The following is a 23,728-nucleotide window of genomic DNA, read 5'->3' on the forward strand; positions in this document are numbered from 1 at the left end:
ACCCCGTCCCTCTCCCACAGGGAGAGGGAGAAAACATTAAAAACGGCAACCTCAGGGTTGCCGTTTTGCTTTTACCTAACTATGTTTATTCTTCAATTCAAACCGTGGTGACACCAGACCGTACAGCGTCCAGCCCATAAAGGTCACCATCGCGCCATACAGCATCGCCTCCTGGCCGGATGAGTAGAGCGCATAGAAGCTGTAGATTGCCCCAATCAGCGCCACGATATTGGCCGCTCGCGCCTTGCGTGGTTCCACCTTCGCGACTTTCTGAATAATCACCAGCGCCGCCATCGACAGAATATAAGGAATGATATTTGTCACAACCGCCAGGTTGACCAGCACGTTGAACTGGCTGTTCAGCGACGGGCTTATGGTCATCAGCGACAATCCGCTCTGGAAGATGACAATCGCCAGCATGCCCTGCACCGGCGCATCGGCTTTGGTCACGCGGGAGAAGATTTTCGGGAAGTAACCTTCGTCAGCCGAAGATTTGAAAACCTGCGCGATGGTGAACTGCCAGCCGAGGAGCGAACCGCAGCAGGACATCACCATCAGACCCATGATCACCTTCCCGACTTCCGGGGTGAACATCTGCGCGAAGGCCAGCCCGAACGGCGCCGTGGAGTTAGCCAAATCCATGTTCGGTACGATGCCGGCAATAACGTTAGTTGACACGATATAGATCACCGCCGCACCCAGCGTTCCGCCCAGAACGGCAATCGGGACGTTCTTTTCCGGGTTCTCTACCACTTCCGCGTTTGCACAGGCGGATTCCAGACCGAGGAAGGCCCACAGCGTCATGGCGATTGATGACCCGACAGCGCTAAAGAACGGCACGTGGTGCGGGTTCCAGGAGTTGGCGTACAGCGTCGGGCTAAACCAGAACCAGCCGATGATGCACAGACCGACTACCGGGATAATCACGCCCCAGACGGTGATGCTGCTGAGCTGCCCGGTGATGCGCGCGCCGCCAAAGTTGGCCACGGTGCAGATCCACAGCACGCCGATGGTGGCTAAACCAATCTGTACCGGGCTAAGTGTGGCCCCAAACAGCTCCGTGCCGTAACCCACGGCGGAGATGGCAATCGCCACGTTAGCGATCAGCAGCGACACCCCGTAGGTATAGTTGGCCATAAAGTTGCCCGACTTGCCAAAGGCGTATTCGGCATAGCCCCCCATCCCGCCAGACTTACGGCTGAACATCCCACACTTGGCAAATGCCCACGCCAGCGCCATTGAACCGACTGCCGTTACCAGCCAGGAGATAATCGAAATGGTTCCCACTTCGGCGAGCTTGGTGGGCAGCATGATAATTCCGGATCCCAGCATGTTGACCATGGTGAGGATGGTGAGTTGCACCACGCCCATCTTATTGGACTTGCTCATAATTTTTCTCCTTTCAGCAGAGATGGCTGAGCGGCGGGTTGTTTAATGACGTAGCAGCGAACCTGTTTTTGACCGTCACACTCCTCGACGTATACGCCCTGTAGCTCCGGCGCAAAACCCGGTAACAGGTTGATGCCCTCTTCCAGCGCGGCAAAGTAGCGCAGCACGGAGCCGCCCCAGACTTCCCCCGGGACAACGCACAGCACCCCTGGCGGATAAGGAAGAGCGCCTTCGGCGGCGATGCGGCCTTCCGCGTCGCGCAGGGACACCAGTTCAACCTCACCGCGCAGATAGGCGTAGTTCGCGTCCTGCGGATTCATCATCACCCGCGGGAAGTGAGACTTGCGGAACATCTCTTTTTGCAGCTGTTTCACGTTGTGGCGGGCGTACAGGTCATGCATTTCCTGGCAGATTTGGCGTAGGGTGTAATCCGCGTAACGCTCAGGATGCTGTTTATAGAGAGAGGGCAGGACCTCTTTTAGCGGCACATCGCTCTCGAGCAGTTTTTCGAAGCGCACCAGCTGCGCCACCAGCTGCTGTAGTTTGCCCATATCTTCCGCAGGGGTGAGCAGGAACAGGATCGAGTTGAGATCGCATTTCTCCGGCACGATGCCATTTTCACGCAGGAAGTTGGCGAGGATGGTGGCGGGTACGCCGAAGTCCTCATATTCCCCGGTGCGGGCGTTGATGCCCGGCGTGGTCAGCAGCAGCTTGCACGGGTCGATAAAATACTGGTGCTCAGCGTAGCCCTCAAAGGCGTGCCAGCGTTCACCCGGCACGAAGTGGAAGAAGCGCAGATCGGTCGCAATGTCCGCCGTGTCCCAGCTTTCCCAGGGACGGCCATCCACCGTTTCCGGCACGAACGGGCGCAGATACTGACAGTTCTCCAGGATCAGCTTGCGCGCCTCGATACCGTTCACCACGCAGTCCATCCACATGTTGCGGCCGCTCTGGCCTTCATGCATCCGGGCGTTGATGTCCAGCGCGGCAAACAGCGGATAGAACGGGCTGGTGGAGGCGTGCATCATAAAGGCATTATTCAGCCGCTTGTGCGGGACATAGCGCTGCTGGCCTTTGATATGACTGTCTTTCTTGTGGATTTGCGAGGTCTGCGAGAAGCCTGCCTGCTGTTTATGCACGGACTGGGTAACCAGGATCCCCGGGTCGTTTTCGTTTAGCTCCAGCAGCAGCGGAGAGCAGTCGGCCATCATCGGAATAAACTGCTCGTAACCCACCCAGGCTGAGTCAAACAGGATGTAGTCACACAGGTGACCAATCTTATCCACCACCTGACGGGCGTTATAGATGGTGCCATCGTAGGTACCCAGCTGGATCACCGCCAGACGGAACGGACGCGCATCGCGTGCACGGCCAGGTGCCACCTCTGCGACCCGCTCGCGCAGATAACGTTCTTCAAAGCAGTGGGCGTCAATGCCGCCAATGAAGCCGTAAGGATTGCGCGCGGTTTCCAGATAGACCGGCGTAGCGCCTGCCTGGAGCAGGGCACCGTGGTGGTTGGATTTATGGTTGTTACGGTCGAACAGTACCAGGTCGCCCGGAGTGAGCAGGGCATTAAGCACCACTTTGTTGGATGACGAGGTGCCGTTCAGCACGAAGTAGGTCTTATCGGCGTTAAAGACTTTGGCCGCATGCTGCTGCGCAATGCACGGCGCGCCTTCATGGATCAGCAGATCGCCCATCGCCACGTCGGCGTTACACAGGTCGGAGCGGAAAAGCGTCTCACCAAAGAAATCGACAAACTGGTTACCGGCAGGATGACGGCGGAAGAACTGCCCACCCTGATGGCCCGGGCAGTCGAACGCGCTGTTGCCCTGCTTCACGTAGTCGACCAGGGCGCGGAAAAACGGCGGACGCAGCTGGGTTTCATACTTCTGGGCAGCGGCTTCCAGCTGGCGTCCATAAAAGTCGTTGCTGGTGTCTGAATAATCAAATACGCCATGAATGCGCGATAAATAATCTGCTGGGATGATCTCTTCTTTGTGCGTCGCGACAAAAACAGGAATGCCAAAGCCGGTGGCTTCTATTTCTTCCAGGATGCCGTCAGTAATATCGCTGACCGCCAGAACAACGGCGGCAACGTCAATATAATCCGAGGTCCGTACATCCACCAGTTCACGCTGGGTGGTAAAGCAATCCGGGCAGGCACGGCTGGCTGCAATTTTTAAACTTTTCATCTTTCTCTCTTTATTTTAGGTAATATGCGTCCCTCGATTTCTTGCTAGAAAGAAATCGATAATTTTCCGGAAAAAAAAGCAAAGGGTGGCCGCTGATTAAAATCAGTCAATTGCTTTTTTGATGATTGAAATTCAGTCCGCCCGGTGCGGATGAGTCTGAATCAAGATGAATGAGCGCACGGGTTCACAGGCAATAGCCTGTAAAATAATGTATTTAAGGATGACCTGTAAGCGAGTGCGCCAGAAGTCGAAGGACTACCGGGCGTTAAAGAGGTGAAAGTCAAAGCAGTTTCGGTGGGCAAACATCATGATATGTATTGTCCGCCTTATATGGGGCATCAAGCGATTGTTGTTTTCCATGATTCATTTTCCTTTCAGTAATTGAAAGCATGGTCATTTTATCCAGGAAAAGGCGATTAACCGTGAGGTAGATCACCGTTAATCGATCAAATCAGAAATAAATATTCGGTTTATATGAATATCGCAGATCAAAATTCTGATTTGTTGATGATGAGTTAACAGGTTGTATTGCCAATGTTTAAATAGACAAAACAGCCCTGGAAAATAACGGCGTGGCTATTTTTGAAAATATTTTATGAGTAATTTTGTTTTTATTAAAAATAAAATGAATAATTATTCAGAGCATAAACCGATAACCGATACCGGTTTCAGTTAATAAATGGCGAGGGCGCGCGGGGTCAACTTCGAGTTTCTGACGAAGGTGCCCCATATATATGCGCAAATAGTGACTGTGTTCTACAGCGTTAGGTCCCCACACCTGATTTAACAGCTGGCGTTGGGTGAGAACCTTACCGTGGTTGTTGAGCAGCACGGCGAGCAGGCGAAACTCGATTGGCGTGAGATGGATCTCCTCTTCACCGCGCACAATGCGTCGCGCGGCAAGGTCAACCCGGATATCGCTAAACGTATAGACTGGGTCGGCTGGCGTGGTTGCGCTGTGGCGACGCAGCGCCACGCGAAGGCGGGCCTGCAGCTCGCCGATGCCAAAAGGTTTTATCAGATAGTCATCCGCCCCGGCATCCAGCGCGGCGATTTTATCCGTCTCTTCAGTGCGGGCGGAGAGCACCAGAATCGGCATCTGGCTCCACTGGCGGACTTCCCGAATGAAGTCGATGCCATCGCCATCCGGCAGCCCAAGATCGAGGATCACCAGGTCCGGCTTGCGGGTGGCGGCTTCAATTAAACCCCGTTGAAGCGTACCTGCGTCATGAACGCGCAGACCGTCTCCTTCCAGCGCAGCGCGCAGAAACCGGCTAATGGCGATCTCATCTTCAACAATCAGAACGTTGATCACAAATCCTCTGGTAATTCATTAAGTTCTGGCGGGGTTTCCAGAGGAAGTGTAACACAAAAACGTGCGCCGCCTTCCGGACGATTCTCTGCGGAAATGGACCCGCCGTGAACGTCAATAATCGCCTGGCAAATCGCCAGCCCCAGCCCGACGCCCGGAATAGCCGACTCCTTATTGCCGCGCGCGAACTTTTCAAAAATAGCCAGCTCCTGCCCGGCAGGAATGCCCGGACCGGTATCCCAGACGTCAAGATGAAGCGTGCCATCGCCCACCGTCGCATCCACGCCAATCCGCGCGCTGGCGCCCGCATATTTGCCGGCATTTTCCAGCAGGTTGATCAGCACCCGTTCGAACAATGGGCCATCAACGTGAATCAGGGTCAGGGGTTCGGGCATGTTCAGCGCGATATGTCGTCCACCGAGACCAGGCTCGAGCATTTTCAGGGCGCTGCCCACCACCTCTTCAAGCGTAAGCCACTCTTTTTTGAGGTTAAAGCCGCCTGACTGAATACGCGCCATATCAAGCAGGTTGTTCACCAGGCGCGTGGTATTAAGCACGTGCTGGCGGATTTCGCTGGCCTGAGGAGCGTGCTTTGAGCCTTCCGCCGCCAGGTCCAGCGTCAGGATTTCTGACTGACCAAACAGGACGGTGAGCGGGGTTCGCAGATCGTGAGAGAGCGCCGCCAGCAGCGAGTTACGAATGCTTTCACGCTCGCTCGCCAGCCGGGCCTGCTCTTCGCTGGCGGTGAGGGCCAGCCGCTCCAGCGCGCTGGCAACCAGCAGGGTGAAGGTCTCGAGCAGCCGCTGCTGTTCGGGGATCATCAGCTGGCGCAGGTTGGAGGGCTCAACGATGACCAGCCCCTGATTTTTATCGGCACTGCGCAGCGGCAGAATTTGATAAGGCACGCCGGGCAGGGTGTCGGTCCCTGCGCCCGCAGGTAAACCTTTATCAAAGCTCCAGCGCGCGATGGCCTCGTCCCAGGGGGTCATGCCTGAGGCCGACGTCAGCGGGCGCAGCCTGCCGTGTTCGTCCGGGAGTAAAATCAGGTTGCTGGCATGAAACGTCGAGCGGATAAATTGCTCGCTGGTCTGCACAATATCCAGCGGGGTACGGCCAACCGCCAGCGATTTTGACATCTCATATAAGTGCCTCGTGCGCTGTTCGCGGTAGCGGGCAATTCGTGCCTGATAGCGCACGCCTGCCGTCAGATTCCCGATCACCAGCCCGACGGTGAGCATCACGCCAAAGGTGAGAATGTACTGCACGTCCGACACCGCGAGCGTGCCGCGGGGGGCAATAAAAAACAGATCGAAGCTGATGACGTTGATAACCGTCGCCAGCACCGACGGCCAGCGTCCGTAAAAGAGCGCCACCACCACCACGCCAAGGAGGTAAATCATCACCAGGTTGGCGGCGTCAAACGCTATTAGCCACTGGCTGGCAATCACGGTAATCAGGGTGCAGAGCACGACGGCGACAAGGCAGCCGCGGAGTTGAATGCGCCATTTATCGCTGAAGGTGCGGCTGTCCGGCGCGCGAGTCGGTAAGGGCGTGGGTTTGTCATCCAGCGCCACGATCACCAGGTCCAGATCCGGCGCGCGGCGGGCCAGCTTGTCGGCAAAGGATTCCCGGCTAAACCAGCGGCGGTGCTGGCGACGGCCAATCACGATTTTGCCCAGGTTATGCTCGCGCGCGTAGCGCAGGATGGCTTTATCTTCCTGGGGGTCGGAAAGGGTGGCGGTTTCGGCACCCAGCTCCTGCGCCAGGCGCAGCGAACTCAGAATAGCGCGGCGCTGGTTTTCGGGCAGGGCGTGCAGCTGCGGCGTTTCGACATACACCGCGTGCCAGACGCTGCCAAATTTAGCCGCCAGCCGGGCCGCGGTGCGCACAAGCTTTTCATTGCCGCTGCCGTGCCCCACGCACAGCAGGATGGCGTCTCGCGTGTGCCAGACGCGTTCCTGTCCCTGCAGGTCGCGCCAGGCGCGCATCTGATCGTCGACGCGATCGGCAGTACGACGCAGGGCCAGCTCGCGCAGGGCAATCAGGTTACCTTTACGGAAGAAATGTTCGATGGCACGCTCGGCCTGGCCGGCAATATAAACCTTTCCTTCGTGCAGGCGCTGGCGCAAATCATCAGGGGGCAGGTCAACCAGCACGACTTCATCGGCGGAATCAAAGAAGGGATCGGGCACCGTCTCGCGCACCTGAATGCCGGTGACGCCGCTCACCACGTCGTTCAGGCTTTCCAGATGCTGAACGTTAACCGTCGTGAAAACATCAATGCCGGCCTCAAGTAACTCTTCAACGTCCTGCCAGCGCTTGGGATGGCGCGAGCCTGGCGCATTGCTGTGCGCCAGCTCGTCCATCAGGATAAGGGCAGGGCGGCGGGCGAGGGCGGCATCGAGATCGAATTCAGTGACTAACCGACCGCGGTGGTTGATGCGTCGGGGCGGCTGGGTGGCCAGCCCCTTCAGCAGCGATGCCGTCTCTTTACGTCCGTGGGTTTCTACCACGCCGATCAGAATATCGAGCCCCTGCGCCCGGAGCCGCTGGGCTTCCGTCAGCATGGCGAAGGTTTTCCCGACGCCTGCGCAGGCGCCAAAGAAAATTTTCAGTTTGCCGCGATGGGCTTCAGCCGTCTGTTCGAGCAGCCTGTCCGGATCCGGGCGCATGGGCTCGTCGGTCATTTAGTTTTTCCTTAGCGCGTCCAGCGCCAGATTCAGCTCAACAATATTCACCACGGGCATGCCGATGAAGCTGACCAGCGGCTTTTGCGTGTGCTCGGCAACCAGCTGGCTAACCTGTTCGACGGTCAGCTGACGGGCGGCGGCGACGCGCGGAATTTGCCATGCCGCCGCTGTCGGCGTCAGGCTGTAGTCCAGCCCGCTGGCCGAGGCGGTCACCAGCTCCACGGGAACGTCACGGCTGGCCTGCGGATTAGCGGCGCGCAGGGCAGCCACGCGCCCTGCGACGGCTTTATCCAGCTCAGGGTTGCTGCCCGCCAGGTTACTGCCGCCGGATGCCATCGGATTATACGGGCTTTCGGCAGTGGCGGAAGGGCGTCCCTGGAAGTAGCGGGGATCCGTAAAGTTCTGTCCAATCAGGCGTGAACCGCGGTTTTCACCGTTTTGCATAATCAGCGAGCCGTTGGCCCGATCCTTAAACCACCACTGGCCCAGCGCGGTGGTCACCAGCGGGTACAGCCCGCCGGTAATGAGAGACAGCAGAATAAACAGAAGTATAGCGGGGCGTAACATCGTCATTTGATTCACCTTTTAAACCAGGCCAAACAGCGTCAACAGCAGGTCGATAACCTTGATACCGATGAAAGGCACCACCAGCCCGCCCAGGCCGTAAATCCACAGGTTGCGGCGGAGCATGGCGGCTGCGGTGAGCGGCTTATAGCTCACGCCCTTCAGCGCCAGTGGGATCAGGAAGACAATAATCAGGGCGTTAAAAATCACCGCACTGAGAATGGCCGAGGACGGAGAGTGCAGATGCATCACGTTCAGCGCGTTTAATTGCGGATAGGTCGCGGCAAACGCGGCCGGAATAATGGCGAAATACTTCGCCACGTCGTTGGCGATGCTGAACGTGGTCAGCGAACCGCGCGTCATCAGCATCTGCTTGCCGATGTGCACCACTTCAATCAGCTTGGTTGGGTTGGAGTCGAGGTCAACCATGTTGCCCGCCTCTTTTGCGGCCTGCGTACCGGAGTTCATCGCTACCGCCACGTCGGCCTGCGCGAGGGCGGGGGCATCGTTGGTACCGTCACCGGTCATGGCCACCAGACGGCCTTCCGCCTGATACTGACGAATCAATGCCAGCTTGGCTTCCGGCGTTGCTTCGGAAAGAAAATCATCTACACCCGCTTCGGCGGCAATCGCCGCCGCGGTAAGACGGTTGTCCCCGGTGATCATCACCGTTTTGATCCCCATTTTTCGCAGCTGGGCAAAGCGCTCTTTGATGCCCCCTTTGACGATATCCTTCAGGGCGATAACTCCCAGGACGTGTGCCCCCTCGGCCACCACCAGCGGCGTTGCCCCCTGACGGGCCACGCTCTCGACGAGGCTGTCCACTTCCGGTGGAAAGTGGCCGTTGTTGGCCTCAATGTGGCGACGGATAGCATCGACAGAGCCTTTACGGATCATCCGATCCTGAATGTTAATGCCGCTCATGCGGGTTTGCGCCGTGAAGGGTACAAAAGTGGCGTGCAGGCTCTGCACGTCGCGCTGGCGCAGGTTAAAGCGCTGCTTGGCGAGAATCACAATGCTGCGGCCTTCCGGGGTTTCATCGGCAAGCGAGGAGAGCTGTGCCGCATCCGCCAGCGTTTTCTCATCCACGCCCGGTGCGGGTAAGAAATCTGACGCCTGGCGGTTACCGAGGGTAATGGTCCCGGTTTTATCCAGCAGCAAGACATCCACGTCACCGGCGGCTTCCACCGCGCGCCCGCTGGTGGCGATGACGTTGGCACCAAGCATGCGGCTCATCCCGGCCACGCCGATGGCAGACAGCAGGCCGCCAATGGTGGTTGGGATCAGGCAGACCAGCAGAGCCACCAGAACAGTGATGGTGACCGCGGTGCCGCCATAGGCGGAGAACGGCCATAGCGTCGCCGTTGCCAGCAGGAAGACGATGGTCAGCGCCACCAGCAGAATGGTGAGAGCAATTTCGTTGGGTGTCTTACGACGCTGGGCGCCTTCTACCATGGCGATCATTCTGTCGAGGAAGGTTTCGCCCGGGTTCACGCTGCACTGGATAACCAGCCAGTCGGAGAGAATGCGCGTCCCGCCCGTCACGGAGGCGAAATCGCCGCCGGACTCACGGATGACCGGCGCGGATTCCCCGGTAATGGCGCTTTCGTCCACCGATGCGCCCCCTTCAATGACTTCCCCGTCGCAAGGGATAATATCACCGGCTTCCACCAGCACCACATCGCCTTTACGCAGTTCATCCGCCGGAACGTGATCCATCTGCGCGCCGTATTTCGGCTCACGTAACTTGCGAGCGAAGGCGGTTTTTTTTACCCCTTTCAGGCTGTTGGCCTGGGCTTTGCTCCGGCCTTCCGCCAGCGCTTCCGCAAAGTTGGCGAACAGTACGGTAAACCACAGCCACAGGCTGATGGCGGCGGTAAACAGGGCGTTTCCCGGCATGTGGACCGTTCCCATGGCAATTGCCAGGGCGGTGGTGAGGACGCTTCCCGCCCAGACGATAAACATCACCGGGTTGTGCCACTGCACGCGGGGGCTCAGCTTTTTCACCGCATCCATGAGCGCCTGGCGAACTAATGACGGTTCGAACAGGGCCAGTTGTTTACGACTCATGACAATTTCTCCGCAAAATCAGCGTAAAGAGAGGTATTCCGCGACCGGGCCTAACGCGAGGGCGGGGATAAAGGTCAGGGCGCCGACCAGCAACACGGTGCCCGTCAGCAGGCCGATAAACAGCGCGCCGTGGGTCGGTAATGTCCCGGTAGTGGTCGGTTGAATTTTTTTATTCACCAGCGATCCGGCAATCGCCATGACCGGCACAATGATCCCGAAGCGACCCACAAACATGCAGAACGCCAGCAGGCAGTTCCAGAACGGTGAGTTGGCGCTTAAGCCAGCAAAGGCGCTGCCGTTGTTATTGGCAGCCGAGGAGACGGCGTACAGCACTTCGCTAAAGCCGTGAATACCCGGGTTAAAGATGCCGCTGCGTCCGGCCTCGGTCATCAGCGCCAGCGCGGTGCCGAGCAGCACAAGGGCAGGGGTGACCAGAATCGCCAGCGCGGTTAATTTCATCTCGCGAACGTCGATTTTTTTACCCAGATATTCCGGTGTGCGGCCAATCATCAGACCGGCTATAAACACCGCCAGCAGCACGAACAGCAGCATGCCGTAAAGACCCGAGCCCACGCCGCCAAACACAACCTCGCCAATCTGCATCAGCCACATCGGGATCATGCCACCCAGTGCCGTAAAGGAATCGTGCATGGCATTGACTGCGCCGCACGAGGCCGCCGTGGTGACCACCGCATACAGGCTGCTGGCGAGAATGCCGAAGCGGCTCTCTTTACCTTCCATGTTGATTGCGCTATCGGCACCCAGTGTCAGGAAGTGCGGGTTCCCCTGCCATTCGGCCCACATCACCAGCGCGACACAGACCACAAAGATAAGTGACATGGTCCAGAGCAGGGTGCGCCCCTGACGGCGATCGTTGACCACGTCGCCAAAGGCAAAGCAGAGCGCGGCGGGGATCAGGAAAATCGCCAGCATCTGCACAAAGTTGGTCAAGGCAGTAGGGTTTTCAAATGGATGCGACGAGTTGGCGTTGAAGAAACCACCCCCGTTTGTCCCGAGCATCTTGATGGCTTCCTGCGAAGCCACCGGCCCCATCGGCAGGAGCTGTTTTGCCCCTTCCAGCGAGGTATATGGCGCGTAAGGCATCAGGTTTTGCAGGGTGCCCTGCTGAATAAAGAAGAGTGCGATCAGCAGCGCAATCGGCAGAAGGATCCACAGCGTAATGCGCGTCAGATCCACCCAGGCATTGCCCAGCGTACTCACTTTCTGGCGGGCAAACGCGCGCGTTAGCGCGAAGATCACCGCGATACCGCTGGCGGCAGAGAGGAAGTTTTGCACGGTTAAGCCAGCCATCTGGCTAAAGTAGCTCAGCGTTGTTTCACCGGAATAGGACTGCCAGTTGGTGTTGGAGACAAAACTGACGGCCGTGTTCAGCGCAAGATGCCAGGACAAGCCCGGTAACTGTTGCGGATTCAGCGGCAGGCTGCCCTGCAGCATCAGCATGGCAAAGAGCACAATGAGCCCAACGATATTCAGCAGCAGAATGGCAATCAGATATTCGCGCCAGTTCATCTCCCGATCGCGTATCCCCAGCACGCGCCAAATCCCTTTCTCAACGCTTCCCGTGCCGGGCAAAGGGACGTTGTTGATAAGCCGTGCCAGCCCTGTTCCCAGTGGCCGGGCCAGGACGAACAGGACCACTAAGAAGCTGGCGATAAGCAAAAACGCCTGAGCAGCCATCAGAATGCCTCCGCATTAATCAGGGCATAAACCAGATAGCCCAGTAACAGGAACACCAGCACGATGCCGGCAATAAGACCTGCACTCACAATCCACCTCCGGGTGACTTTTGTTGTTGTGCTAACGGTAGGATTTCCTGCGCAAAGATTTCGCAAAAATGAGAAGGGCGGGTGTAAAAAAAGTATAAAAATGAGAAAGCCCACAATTTAACTATTGATAAGTAAATCGTTAACTTTTTTGTAACTTAATTACGGCGTGAATGTAAATTTTCACTAAACGGGCAAAAATAAGTGGTCGGATGAGTAGTAAAATTACAAACAAAGCGATATTATTTTAGCCAGGTCACAGATTTTGAATTTTCCGGATGACGTTTCCGGCCAACTATAGGGGAGAAAATATGGATCTTTATAAAGAGTATCCGGCTCATATCGTGTTCATGCGTCGCACTTTCGCCGTAGTGGCTGGCGTGCTGGCTCTGCCGGTGATGCTGTTCTGGAAAGATCGTGCACGTTTTTACAGCTATCTGCACCGCGTCTGGGCGAAAACCAGCGAGAAGCCGGTGTGGATGGACCAGGCCGAGAAAGCGACCTGCGATTTTTACTGATACTAAGACTACACGCAGCAATAAAAAAACCGCCAACAGTAATGTGGCGGTTTTTTTGTCCCTCAGGATTCGCGGTCCGTTGGGTGGGTTATCAAGCTCTCACACAGAGGTTTTCAAGCATACTTCTGCAAGCTGAAGATTCAAACGCTTAGATCCTAAATATATTCTTAAAAACAATTTCAATGGATTACGCTTCGTTCGCGCGGAGATTACTATGCAGCGTCCCTTTCCGCCATCTCGCAAATGGGCACCGGTCACGGGAGAGGTATTTCCACAACCGTGAGTCAGGCTCCACACAGAGCTTGTGTCCACCGACTTATCACCGGTGGTGAACGGTGGAGCGGTTAGCTGCAGGGACCGCATAATGAAACGCTATATATGCATTGCGTTCATTGTCGCCAGCGTACTTGTTGTTAAGCGTGATGAACCGACCGGGTTTGTTGCATTGACCACGATAGCGCAGGACAAGTAGCGTTAAGGCCGCCTCGGGCGGCCTTTTTTATTTCATCCCGTCTACACTTCATGGCAAAGTACATTAAAAGCCCGCCGCTTTTTCCTTTAGTGGCGTGCCCTTACGGACATAATGGATATTTGCCTGGAGTTTTATGCCCACCCATCTGGTTTGGTTTCGCGCGGACCTGCGCGTGCATGACAACATCGCTCTCGCGGCTGCCTGCCGCTCTCAGGATGCCAGGGTACTGGCGCTGTTTATCGCCTCGCCCGGACAGTGGCAGCAGCATGATATGGCGCCCCGACAGGCCGCTTATCTCAACGCGCATCTGAACGAACTGCAATGCTCGCTTGCCGAAAAAGGCATTCCGCTGATTTATAAAGAGGTCAGCGACTTTGCCGCGCAGCTTCTGGCGGTGCAGGAGGTGTGTCAGCAGCACCATGTCACGCATCTTTTTTATAACTATCAGTACGAACTGAACGAGCGCCAGCGGGATCGTCAGCTGGAGGCATCGCTGAAGGACGTGCAGTGCCAGGGCTTTGATGACAGCGTGATGCTGGCGCCGGGCAGCGTCATGACCGGCAATCATGAGATGTACAAGGTGTTTACGCCCTTTAAAAACGCCTTTGTTAAACGTCTTAAAGAGGCGCTGCCGGAGTGCGTGGCCGCGCCCGCAGTTCGGGGGGAGGCCATAACGGACCTGCCGGAACTGACGTTTACTTATCCCCAGGCGGCGTTCGATGCGCTTCTGTTCCCCGCCAACGAGAAATCCGCCATTGCGAAGCTGCGCCAGTTTTGCAAGCAGGGCGCGGGCGACTATGACGCACGCAGGGACTTCCCGGCCGTTGAAGGAACCAGCCGCTTATCCGCGTGCCTGACGCTGGGCGTGCTTTCTCCTCGCCAGTGTTTGCAACGTCTGCTGGCCGAGCAGCCTCAGGCGCTGGAAGGTGGGCCCGGATCGGTGTGGCTTAACGAACTGATTTGGCGCGAGTTCTATCGCCATCTGATGACGTATCACCCTGATTTATGTAAACATCGTCCATTCATTTCGTGGACCGATAACGTAACATGGCAGCACGATGAGGCGCTCTTCCAGGCGTGGCAGAAAGGTGAAACGGGCTACCCCATTGTGGACGCCGCGATGCGCCAGCTAAATGAAACCGGCTGGATGCACAACCGTCTGCGGATGATTACCGCCAGCTTTCTGGTAAAAGATCTGCTTATCGACTGGCGTGCCGGGGAGAGCTATTTTATTTCTCAGCTGATCGATGGCGATCTGGCGGCGAACAACGGCGGCTGGCAGTGGGCCGCCTCGACCGGCACCGATGCGGCTCCCTATTTTCGGATTTTTAATCCCACCACCCAGGGGCAAAAATTTGACGCAGACGGTGACTTCATTCGTCGCTGGCTGCCCGCGCTCAGGAATGTTCCTGCGAAAGCGATCCACGACCCGTGGACATGGGCGGATAAACAGGGCGTGAAGCTCGATTATCCCCGTCCGATTGTTGACCATAAACAGGCGCGCGTCGCCACGCTGGCGGCCTATGAAGCCGCCCGCAAAGCTTGAGAGAGTGATGATGAAAAATAGCGAACTGGAAAGCCTGATCAACGAAAAACTGAACAGCACCGCCTTCAGCGATTACGGCCCAAACGGGCTTCAGGTTGAAGGACGTGAGACGGTGCAAAAAATTATCACTGGCGTGACGGCAAGCCAGGCGCTGCTGGACGAGGCTGTTCGTCAGGACGCCGACGCGGTGATTGTCCACCACGGTTATTTCTGGAAAAACGAATCACCGATTATTCGCGGCATGAAGCGCAACCGCCTGAAAACGCTGCTGGCAAATGACATCAACCTGTACGGTTATCACCTGCCGCTGGATGCGCACCCGGAACTGGGTAACAACGTGCAGCTAGCGCAATTGCTGGGTATTACCGTGATGGGGGAAATCGAACCGCTGGTGCCGTGGGGCGAACTGGCAATGCCGGTTCCCGGGCTGGAGCTGGCCTCATGGATCGAAGCGCGCCTCGGGCGTCGTCCCCTGTGGTGCGGCGACACCGGCCCGGATCTGGTGAAGCGTGTGGCCTGGTGCACCGGGGGCGGGCAGGGCTTTATCGATAGCGCCGCGCGCTTCGGTGTCGACGCGTTTATTACGGGTGAAGTGTCTGAGCAGACGGTTCACTCCGCCCGCGAGCAGGGGCTTCATTTTTACGCGGCTGGTCACCATGCAACCGAACGAGGCGGCATTCGCGCCCTCAGCGAGTGGCTGACGGAAAATACCGATCTGGATGTGACCTTTATTGATATCCCCAATCCGGCCTGATGAGAGGTAGTTAAGTGCAGCGAGCGCGTTGTTATCTTCTGGGTGAAACCGCAGTGGTACTGGAGCTGGAGCCGCCCGTTACGCTGGCCACACAGAAGCGTATCTGGCGGCTGACCCAGCGTCTGGCCGACATGCCTGAAGTGGTTGAGGCCATTCCGGGCATGAATAACATTACCGTCGTTCTGCGTAGCCCGCATACGCTGGCTCTGGATGCAATCGAACGTTTGCAGCGCTGGTGGGAAGAGAGTGAGGCGCTGGAGCCTGACTCCAGAACGGTTGAGATCCCGGTGGTGTACGGTGGTGCGCAGGGGCCCGACCTCTGCGTGGTCGCCGAGCACTGCGGGTTAACGGAAAAGCAGGTTGTTGAGCTACACGCCTCCGTTGACTACGTGGTCTGGTTTTTAGGATTTCAGCCGGGCTTTCCGTATCTTGGCGGACTTTCCCCGAGGCTGCATACGCCGCGTCGCGCGGAGCCACGGCTGAGCGTGCCGGCTGGCACCGTCGCGATTGGCGGCGAGCAGACCGGCATTTATCCACTGGCTTCGCCTGGCGGCTGGCAGCTTATCGGACACACGTCCACGCCGTTATTTGAACCCGGGCAGGCATCGCCGGTCCTCCTGCGTCCTGGCGATACCCTCCGCTTTATCCCGCAGAAGGAGGGCGTATGTTAACGCTTATTCGCGCCGGGCTTTACACCTCCGTTCAGGATGCGGGCCGCTTTGGCATGCGCCAGTCCGGCGTGAGCTACTGTGGCGCGCTGGACAGGCCCGCGCTGGAGATTGCTAACGTGCTGGTGGGCAACCCCGGCAATACGGCGGCGCTCGAAATTACGCTAGGGCAGTGCGTCATTGAGTTTAGTCACGAGACCTGGTTTGCGTTAACCGGCGCCGGGTGCGATGCCACGCTTGATGGCAAAGCGGTCTGGACCGGCTGGCGGCTGCGGGCGAAAGCCGGGCAGCGTTTAACGCTTAAGCGTCCTCTGCACGGGGTACGCAGCTATCTTGCGGTCGCGGGCGGGATTGACGTGCCGGAGGTGCTGGGCTCATCCAGTACCGATCAGAAAGCCGGTATTGGCGGTCACGAAGGGCGCTTGCTGCGCGATGGCGATCGTCTGGCGATCAAGCCCTCCGCGCGTCGCTTCTCGACGACTCAGGGCGTGAAGCAGCTCCTCTGGGGTAACCAGATCCGCGCCTTACCGGGACCGGAATATCATGAGTTTGACGAGGCCTCTAAAGAGTCCTTCTGGCGCTCGCCGTGGAAGCTCAGCCCGCAAAGTAACCGCATGGGGTATCGCCTGCAGGGACAGCCGCTAACCCGTACGACGGACCGAGAATTACTTTCCCACGGTCTGTTGCCCGGCGTCATTCAGGTGCCGGGTAACGGTCAACCTATTGTGTTAATGAACGACGCGCAGACGACCGGCGGTTATCCGCGTATTGCCTGCATTATTGAAGCCGATCGCTACCATCTGGCGCAAATTCCCCTGGGACAGCCGATCCACTTCGTGCAATGTTCGCTGGAGGAGGCGCTGAAGGCGCGTCAGGATCGGCAGCGCTATCTGGAACAGCTGGCGTGGAGGCTCGATGGTAAAGATTGATTTGAATGCCGATCTGGGCGAGGGCGGCAGCGCGGATGCCGAGCTGATGACCCTGGTCTCCTCGGTCAATATCGCCTGCGGCTTTCACGCGGGTGATGCGCGGATCATGCTGGAGAGCGTGCGCAATGCCCTTAAAAACGGCGTAGCGATTGGTGCTCACCCGAGCTTCCCCGACCGGGAAAACTTTGGCCGCACCGCGATGAACCTGCCGCCGGAGACGGTCTACGCCCAGGTGCTGTACCAGATTGGCGCGCTGGAGGCGATTGTACGCGCCCAGCAGGGCGTGTTACGCCACGTGAAGCCGCACGGCATGCTCTACAATCAGGCGGCGAAAGATCCCGCTCTTGCGGACGCCATTGCCCGCGCGGTACGGGATTGTAATCCGCAGCTGATACTGGTTGGCCTGGCGGGCAGCGAGCTAATCCGCGCCGGGCAGCGTCTGGGGTTAACCACGCGTCAGGAAGTGTTTGCGGACAGAGGATATTTGCCCGATGGCAGCCTGGTCCCGAGAACCCAGCCCGGCGCGTTAATCACCGATGAGTCTCAGGCGCTGGCGCAGACGCTTCAGATGGTGCGGGAGGGCACGGTCAACGCGACGGATGGCTCTACGGCCAGCGTGCAGGCGGATACGGTTTGTTTACACGGTGATGGCGAGCATGCGCTGCAGTTCGCGCGCCGCTTACGGGCGGCCTTTGCAGAGCAGGGGATCCTCGTCAGCGCCTGACACTCACGATAAGGACAGAAAAATGCCTGAAGGCCCGGAGATCCGCCGCGCGGCGGATAGCCTCGAGGCGGCGATAAAGGGCAAAACCCTGACGAACGTCTGGTTTGCTTTTCCTCAACTGAAAGCGTTTGAAGCCCAGCTCGTGGGTCAAACGGTGACGCATATTGAAACACGCGGCAAGGCGTTACTGACGCACTTTTCCCATAACCTGACGTTATATAGCCATAACCAGCTTTACGGCGTCTGGCGAGTGGTGGAGGCGGACGAGCAGCCGCAAACCACCCGCGTACTGCGCGTCAGGCTGCAAACGGCGGATAAAGCCATCCTGCTTTACAGCGCGTCGGATATTGAAATGTTAACCCCGGAGCAACTGCTCACTCACCCGTTCTTACAGCGTGTCGGGCCGGACGTGCTGGACATGCGCCTGACGCCGAGCGATGTCAAAGCCCGCTTGTTATCCCCCAAATTCCGCAACCGGCAATTTTCCGGGTTACTGCTCGATCAGGCGTTTCTGGCAGGGCTGGGTAACTATCTGCGGGTAGAAATTCTGTGGGAAGTGGGGCTGGCACCGCAGCACAAAGCGTCTCAGCTAAGCGATGAACAGCTGGAGGCATTATCCCATGCGCTGCTGGATATTCCGCGGCTCTCGTATAACACGCGCGGCGTGGTGGATGAGAACACGCATCACGGGGCGCTGTTCCGCTTTAAGGTGTTTCATCGGGCGGGAAAGAAATGCGAAAGGTGCGGCGGCATTATCGACAGGATAATGCTCTCTTCACGACCGTTTTACTGGTGCCCGCACTGCCAGAAATAAAAGAAAACGGTAACCCTGAGGTTACCGTTTTTAATATTTTTACCCTCTCCCTGTGGGAGAGGGCCGGGGTGAGGCATCAGGCCACACCCAACGTCTGTTAGCGTTTGATATCAGACTTAAAATCACGCTGCTCGTAGCCGGTGTACAGCTGACGAGGACGAGCAATTTTCATGCCTTCGCTGTGCATTTCGTTCCAGTGCGCAATCCAGCCTACGGTACGCGCCATCGCGAAGATCACGGTGAACATGGAAGACGGAATGCCCATCGCTTTCAGGATGATACCGGAGTAGAAATCGACGTTCGGGTAGAGTTTCTTCTCGATGAAGTAAGGGTCGTTCAGCGCGATGTGCTCCAGCTCCATCGCCACTTCCAGCAGGTCATCTTTGGTACCGAGCTCTTTCAGCACTTCGTGGCAGGTCTCACGCATGACGGTCGCGCGCGGGTCGTAGTTTTTGTAAACACGGTGACCGAAGCCCATCAGGCGGAAGGAGTCATTCTTGTCTTTCGCGCGACGCACGAACTCAGGAATGTGCTCAACGGTGCTGATCTCTTCCAGCATCTTCAGTGCCGCTTCGTTCGCGCCGCCGTGCGCCGGTCCCCACAGGGAGGCGATGCCCGCAGCGATACAGGCGAACGGGTTCGCGCCTGAAGAGCCTGCGGTACGGACGGTGGAGGTCGAAGCGTTTTGTTCGTGGTCAGCGTGCAGGATCAGTATACGGTCCATCGCGCGTTCCAGCACCGGGTTCACTTCGTACTCTTCGCACGGCGTGGAGAACATCATGCGCAGGAAGTTACCCGCGTAGGAGAGGTCGTTACGCGGATACACAAACGGCTGGCCGATGGAGTATTTGTAACACATCGCCGCCATGGTTGGCATTTTGGACAGCAGGCGGAACGCCGCGATATCGCGGTGACGTGGGTTATTCACGTCAAGGGAGTCGTGGTAGAACGCCGCCAGCGCACCGGTAATACCGCACATCACCGCCATCGGGTGAGAGTCACGACGGAACGCATGGAACAGACGGGTAATCTGCTCATGGATCATGGTGTGACGGGTCACGGTGGTTTTGAATTCATCGTATTGCGCCTGCGTCGGTTTTTCGCCGTTCAGCAGGATGTAGCACACTTCCAGATAGTTGGATTCGGTGGCTAACTGATCGATGGGGAAGCCGCGATGGAGCAGGATACCTTCGTCACCGTCAATGTAGGTGATTTTGGATTCGCAAGATGCGGTAGAGGTAAATCCTGGGTCAAAGGTGAAAACCCCTTTAGAACCCAGCGTACGGATATCAATAACATCCTGACCGAGCGTGCCTTTTAGCACATCCAGTTCAATAGCATCATCACCATTTAGGGTGAGTTTTGCCTTTGTATCAGCCATTTACGGTCTCCTTAGCGCCTTATGCTTAAGACTGCGCTTTACCGGATTTGCTTTCAGCTGTTAATCACCGTTACCAGATTGTTATTTGGCTTACCGCTCAGCTCACGAGGACAAACCAGGGTACAGAGCTATGGCGCCTTGCAGGTAAACGAATGAAATATCAGTGAAACAACAGCAAATCAGCGTTTTTGCAGTCCGAATTATTCAAACCTGTATATCACTAATAACTGTCCTGATAACTTCGGTCAATACCATCACACTGTTACATAACTATTTGTCAGGTGAAAGAGAGACCTCATAACTTTTGCGCATTATATGCCTTTTCTGATGACGTTTGTAACAATATTGTTTAACATTTGTCAAATCAGATGATTAAAAATTAAAAAGATGTTGTTATCGTGACCCTGATCACTGTTCCAGAGAAAACCCGACAAACTGTATGTAGGTTAATTGTAATGATTTTGTGAACGGCCTATACTGCCGCCAGGTCTCCGGAACACCCTGCAATCCCGAGCCACCCAGCGTTGTAACGTGTCGTTTTAGCATTTGGAAGCAATGTTTTGCATGACGCGCAGTTATAGAAAAGGAACGCTGCTTGACCCGCATCGCAGTCCGGAGGAAGGAAACAATAAGAACAGCATGTGGGCGTTATTCATGATAAGAAATGTGAAAAAACAAAGACCTGTCAATCTGGATCTCAAAACGATCCGGTTCCCTGTAACAGCAATAGCGTCCATTCTGCACCGTGTGTCCGGTGTGATTACGTTTGTGGCGGTCGGTATTCTGCTGTGGTTACTGGGCACCAGCCTCTCTTCTCCTGAAGGATTCCTCCAGGCCTCTGCCATCATGAACAGCTTCTTCGTGAAATTCATCATGTGGGGCATTCTGACCGCGCTGGCGTACCACGTTGTTGTGGGTGTTCGCCATATGCTGATGGACTTCGGTTACCTGGAAGAAACGTTCGAAGCCGGGAAACGCTCCGCTAACATTTCATTTGTGATTACAGTCGTGCTTTCACTTCTCGCAGGAGTTCTCGTATGGTAAGCAACGCCTCCGCATTAGGACGCAACGGCGTACATGACTTCATTCTGGTCCGTGCTACCGCCATCGTTCTCACCCTTTACATCATCTATATGATCGGTTTCTTCGCAACCAGCGGCACGCTGACGTGGGAAATCTGGAGTGGGTTCTTCGGATCTGCCTTCACCAAAGTGTTCACCCTGCTGGCGCTGTTCTCTATCCTTATTCATGCCTGGATTGGCATGTGGCAGGTGTTGACCGATTACGTTAAACCTCTGGCGATTCGCCTCCCTCTGCAGCTGGCCATTGTTGTTGCTCTGGTGGTTTACGTTATTTATGGATTCGTTGTGGTGTGGGGTGTGTAATGAAACTGCCAGTCAGAGAATTTGATGCTGTAGTCATTGGTGCGGGTGGCGCAGGTATGCGTGCCGCGCTGCAAATTTCCCAGAGCGGCCAGACCTGTGCACTGCTCTCAAAAGTTTTCCCGACCCGTTCCCATACCGTGTCTGCGCAGGGCGGTATTACCGTTGCGCTGGGTAACTCCCATGAAGATAACTGGGAATGGCACATGTACGACACGGTAAAAGGTTCCGATTACATCGGCGACCAGGATGCCATCGAATATATGTGTAAAACCGGCCCGGAAGCGATTCTGGAGCTGGATCACATGGGTCTGCCGTTCTCCCGTCTGGAAAATGGCACCATCTATCAGCGTCCGTTTGGCGGCCAGTCGAAAAACTTCGGCGGCGAGCAGGCGGCACGCACCGCGGCAGCGGCTGACCGTACCGGTCACGCGCTGTTGCACACCCTGTATCAGCAGAACCTGAAAAACCACACCACCATCTTCTCCGAGTGGTACGCGCTGGATCTGGTGAAAAACGCCGATGGCGCAGTGGTAGGTTGTACCGCGCTGTGCATCGAAACCGGTGAAGTCGTTTACTTCAAAGCCCGCGCTACCGTGCTGGCGACCGGCGGTGCAGGCCGTATTTATCAGTCCACCACCAACGCCCACATCAACACCGGTGACGGTGTCGGTATGGCCATCCGCGCGGGCGTGCCGGTGCAGGATATGGAGATGTGGCAGTTCCACCCAACCGGTATCGCCGGTGCAGGCGTTCTGGTGACGGAAGGCTGCCGTGGTGAAGGTGGCTACCTGCTGAACAAACACGGCGAGCGCTTCATGGAGCGTTATGCCCCGAATGCGAAAGACCTGGCGGGTCGTGACGTGGTGGCGCGTTCCATCATGATCGAAATCCGTGAAGGCCGCGGCTGTGACGGCCCATGGGGTCCACACGCGAAGCTGAAACTTGACCATCTGGGTAAAGACGTTCTGGAATCCCGCCTGCCGGGCATCCTGGAACTGTCCCGCACCTTCGCCCACGTCGACCCGGTGAAAGAGCCGATTCCGGTTATCCCTACCTGTCACTACATGATGGGCGGTATTCCGACCAAAGTGACCGGCCAGGCGCTGACCGTGAACGAGCAGGGCGAAGACGTGGTCATCCCTGGCCTGTTCGCGGTAGGCGAGATTGCCTGCGTATCCGTACACGGCGCAAACCGTCTGGGCGGCAACTCCCTGCTGGACCTGGTGGTGTTTGGTCGTGCAGTGGGTCTGCATCTCCAGGAATCCATTGCCGAGCAGGGCGCGCTGCGTGATGCGACCGACGACGAAATCGATGCCTCTCTTGAGCGCCTCAACCGCTGGAACGGCAACCGTAACGGCGAAGATCCGGTGGAAATCCGTAAAGCGCTGCAGGAATGCATGCAGCACAACTTCTCGGTATTCCGCGAAGGTGACGCGATGGCCAAAGGTCTTGAGCAGCTGAAAGCGATCCGCGAGCGTCTCAAAAATGCCCGTCTGGACGATACCTCCAGCGAGTTCAACACCCAGCGCGTTGAGTGCCTGGAGCTGGATAACCTGATGGAAACCGCGTTCGCAACCGCGATGTCGGCAAACTTCCGTACCGAAAGCCGTGGCGCGCATAGCCGCTTCGACTTCCCGGATCGTGACGATGAAAACTGGCTGTGCCATTCCCTGTATCTGCCAGAGTCGGAATCCATGACGCGTCGTAGCGTCAACATGGAACCGAAACTGCGTCCGGCGTTCCCGCCGAAGATTCGTACTTACTAATGCGGAGACAGGATAATGAAACTCGAATTCTCAGTTTATCGTTATAACCCGGATGTTGATGACGCTCCGCGTATGCAGGACTACACCCTGGAAGCGGAAGAAGGTCGCGACATGATGCTGCTGGATGCCTTAATCCAGCTGAAAGAAAAAGATCCGACACTGTCGTTTCGCCGCTCCTGCCGTGAAGGGGTTTGTGGCTCTGACGGCGTGAACATGAACGGCAAAAATGGCCTGGCCTGCATCACGCCAATTTCAGCGCTGCAGCGTCCTGGCCAGAAAATTGTTATCCGTCCTCTGCCAGGCCTGCCGGTCGTGCGTGATTTGGTGGTAGACATGGGGCAATTCTATGCACAATATGAGAAGATTAAGCCTTACTTATTGAATAATGGGCAAAATCCACCCGCTCGCGAGCACTTACAGTCTCCTGAGCAGCGTGAAAAACTCGATGGGCTGTACGAGTGTATTCTCTGCGCATGTTGTTCTACGTCCTGCCCGTCGTTCTGGTGGAATCCGGACAAGTTTATCGGCCCGGCTGGTCTGCTGGCTGCCTATCGCTTCCTGATCGATAGCCGCGACACCGAAACCGATAGCCGTCTGGAAGGACTGAGTGACGCTTTCAGCGTATTCCGCTGCCATAGCATCATGAACTGCGTCAGTGTGTGTCCGAAGGGGCTGAACCCGACGCGCGCCATCGGCCATATTAAGTCGATGCTGCTGCAGCGCAGTGCGTAAGTAGTGAGAGGGGAGCGCTGTTCCCCTCACCCTAA

General features: G+C 56.8%; 21 protein-coding genes. 11 read left to right on the plus strand and 10 right to left on the minus strand.

Annotated elements, in window-relative coordinates; all coding sequences use genetic code 11:
- Positions 1-75 precede the first annotated feature (75 nt).
- From potE to kdpF, 9 genes are all read right to left on the minus strand, one after another.
- On the minus strand, positions 76-1,389 hold the full coding sequence (gene potE / locus M2433_RS06845; RefSeq protein WP_429053390.1) for a putrescine-ornithine antiporter: 1,314 nt from the start codon (positions 1,387-1,389) through the stop codon (positions 76-78).
- Positions 1,386-3,584, minus strand: a complete 2,199-nt coding sequence (speF, locus tag M2433_RS06850) for an ornithine decarboxylase SpeF (RefSeq protein WP_429053389.1) — start codon at positions 3,582-3,584, stop codon at positions 1,386-1,388. The genes potE and speF overlap by 4 nt, the downstream gene beginning before the upstream one ends.
- A gap of 255 nt (positions 3,585-3,839) precedes the next feature.
- On the minus strand, positions 3,840-3,944 hold the full coding sequence (gene speFL, locus M2433_RS06855; protein ID WP_429053388.1) for a leader peptide SpeFL: 105 nt from the start codon (positions 3,942-3,944) through the stop codon (positions 3,840-3,842).
- A 277-nt stretch (positions 3,945-4,221) separates the two neighbouring features.
- A complete protein-coding gene (gene kdpE / locus M2433_RS06860; RefSeq protein WP_429053387.1) occupies positions 4,222-4,899 on the minus strand; it encodes a two-component system response regulator KdpE in 678 nt (225 codons plus the stop codon).
- On the minus strand, positions 4,896-7,583 hold the full coding sequence (gene kdpD / locus M2433_RS06865; RefSeq protein WP_429053386.1) for a two-component system sensor histidine kinase KdpD: 2,688 nt from the start codon (positions 7,581-7,583) through the stop codon (positions 4,896-4,898). The genes kdpE and kdpD overlap by 4 nt, the downstream gene beginning before the upstream one ends.
- Positions 7,584-8,159 (minus strand): potassium-transporting ATPase subunit KdpC, encoded by a 576-nt coding sequence (gene kdpC / locus M2433_RS06870; RefSeq protein ID WP_429053385.1) that lies wholly within the window; start codon positions 8,157-8,159, stop codon positions 7,584-7,586.
- A 12-nt stretch (positions 8,160-8,171) separates the two neighbouring features.
- Positions 8,172-10,220 (minus strand): potassium-transporting ATPase subunit KdpB, encoded by a 2,049-nt coding sequence (gene kdpB / locus M2433_RS06875; RefSeq protein WP_429053384.1) that lies wholly within the window; start codon positions 10,218-10,220, stop codon positions 8,172-8,174.
- An 18-nt stretch (positions 10,221-10,238) separates the two neighbouring features.
- Positions 10,239-11,918, minus strand: a complete 1,680-nt coding sequence (gene kdpA, locus M2433_RS06880) for a potassium-transporting ATPase subunit KdpA (RefSeq protein WP_429053382.1) — start codon at positions 11,916-11,918, stop codon at positions 10,239-10,241.
- On the minus strand, positions 11,918-12,007 hold the full coding sequence (gene kdpF / locus M2433_RS06885; RefSeq protein WP_014069365.1) for a K(+)-transporting ATPase subunit F: 90 nt from the start codon (positions 12,005-12,007) through the stop codon (positions 11,918-11,920). Before kdpF ends, kdpA begins: the two co-directional genes overlap by 1 nt.
- A gap of 308 nt (positions 12,008-12,315) precedes the next feature.
- On the opposite strand from kdpF, the gene M2433_RS06890 reads away from it, so the two are divergent.
- From M2433_RS06890 to nei, 7 genes are all read left to right on the plus strand, one after another.
- Complete coding sequence (locus M2433_RS06890; protein WP_014069366.1) at positions 12,316-12,522, plus strand: YbfA family protein; 207 nt, start codon at positions 12,316-12,318, stop codon at positions 12,520-12,522.
- Between the two features lie 605 nt (positions 12,523-13,127).
- Positions 13,128-14,540, plus strand: coding sequence for a deoxyribodipyrimidine photo-lyase (gene phrB, locus M2433_RS06895; protein WP_429053380.1), 1,413 nt, complete (start codon positions 13,128-13,130; stop codon positions 14,538-14,540).
- 10 nt (positions 14,541-14,550) lie between these two features.
- A complete protein-coding gene (locus M2433_RS06900; RefSeq protein WP_059310969.1) occupies positions 14,551-15,294 on the plus strand; it encodes a type 2 GTP cyclohydrolase I in 744 nt (247 codons plus the stop codon).
- A 14-nt stretch (positions 15,295-15,308) separates the two neighbouring features.
- Complete coding sequence (gene pxpB, locus M2433_RS06905) at positions 15,309-15,965, plus strand: 5-oxoprolinase subunit PxpB (protein WP_429053379.1); 657 nt, start codon at positions 15,309-15,311, stop codon at positions 15,963-15,965.
- On the plus strand, positions 15,959-16,891 hold the full coding sequence (gene pxpC, locus M2433_RS06910) for a 5-oxoprolinase subunit PxpC (RefSeq protein WP_429053378.1): 933 nt from the start codon (positions 15,959-15,961) through the stop codon (positions 16,889-16,891). Before pxpB ends, pxpC begins: the two co-directional genes overlap by 7 nt.
- A complete protein-coding gene (gene pxpA, locus M2433_RS06915; protein ID WP_429053376.1) occupies positions 16,878-17,615 on the plus strand; it encodes a 5-oxoprolinase subunit PxpA in 738 nt (245 codons plus the stop codon). Before pxpC ends, pxpA begins: the two co-directional genes overlap by 14 nt.
- Before the next feature lie 22 nt (positions 17,616-17,637).
- A complete protein-coding gene (gene nei / locus M2433_RS06920; protein ID WP_429053374.1) occupies positions 17,638-18,429 on the plus strand; it encodes an endonuclease VIII in 792 nt (263 codons plus the stop codon).
- 97 nt (positions 18,430-18,526) lie between these two features.
- Here nei and M2433_RS06925 read toward each other — a convergent pair whose 3' ends face one another.
- Positions 18,527-19,810, minus strand: coding sequence for a citrate synthase (locus M2433_RS06925; protein ID WP_047347070.1), 1,284 nt, complete (start codon positions 19,808-19,810; stop codon positions 18,527-18,529).
- A gap of 639 nt (positions 19,811-20,449) precedes the next feature.
- On the opposite strand from M2433_RS06925, the gene sdhC reads away from it, so the two are divergent.
- From sdhC to sdhB, 4 genes are read left to right on the plus strand one after another with little or no spacing between them, the layout of a single operon-like run.
- The gene (gene sdhC / locus M2433_RS06930; RefSeq protein WP_020684965.1) at positions 20,450-20,854 is read left to right on the plus strand and encodes a succinate dehydrogenase cytochrome b556 subunit; all 405 of its coding nucleotides are present in this window, start codon (positions 20,450-20,452) and stop codon (positions 20,852-20,854) included.
- Positions 20,848-21,195, plus strand: coding sequence for a succinate dehydrogenase membrane anchor subunit (gene sdhD, locus M2433_RS06935; RefSeq protein WP_008501088.1), 348 nt, complete (start codon positions 20,848-20,850; stop codon positions 21,193-21,195). The genes sdhC and sdhD overlap by 7 nt, the downstream gene beginning before the upstream one ends.
- Positions 21,195-22,961 carry a succinate dehydrogenase flavoprotein subunit gene (sdhA, locus tag M2433_RS06940; protein ID WP_133550017.1) on the plus strand — a complete coding sequence of 589 codons (1,767 nt, stop codon included), beginning with the start codon at positions 21,195-21,197 and terminating at the stop codon, positions 22,959-22,961. The genes sdhD and sdhA overlap by 1 nt, the downstream gene beginning before the upstream one ends.
- A gap of 15 nt (positions 22,962-22,976) precedes the next feature.
- The gene (gene sdhB / locus M2433_RS06945; protein WP_008501090.1) at positions 22,977-23,693 is read left to right on the plus strand and encodes a succinate dehydrogenase iron-sulfur subunit SdhB; all 717 of its coding nucleotides are present in this window, start codon (positions 22,977-22,979) and stop codon (positions 23,691-23,693) included.
- Positions 23,694-23,728 lie beyond the last annotated feature (35 nt).

The organism is Enterobacter sp. AC1, from assembly GCF_050434705.1.
GTDB classification, from domain to species: domain Bacteria; phylum Pseudomonadota; class Gammaproteobacteria; order Enterobacterales; family Enterobacteriaceae; genus Enterobacter; species Enterobacter cloacae_L.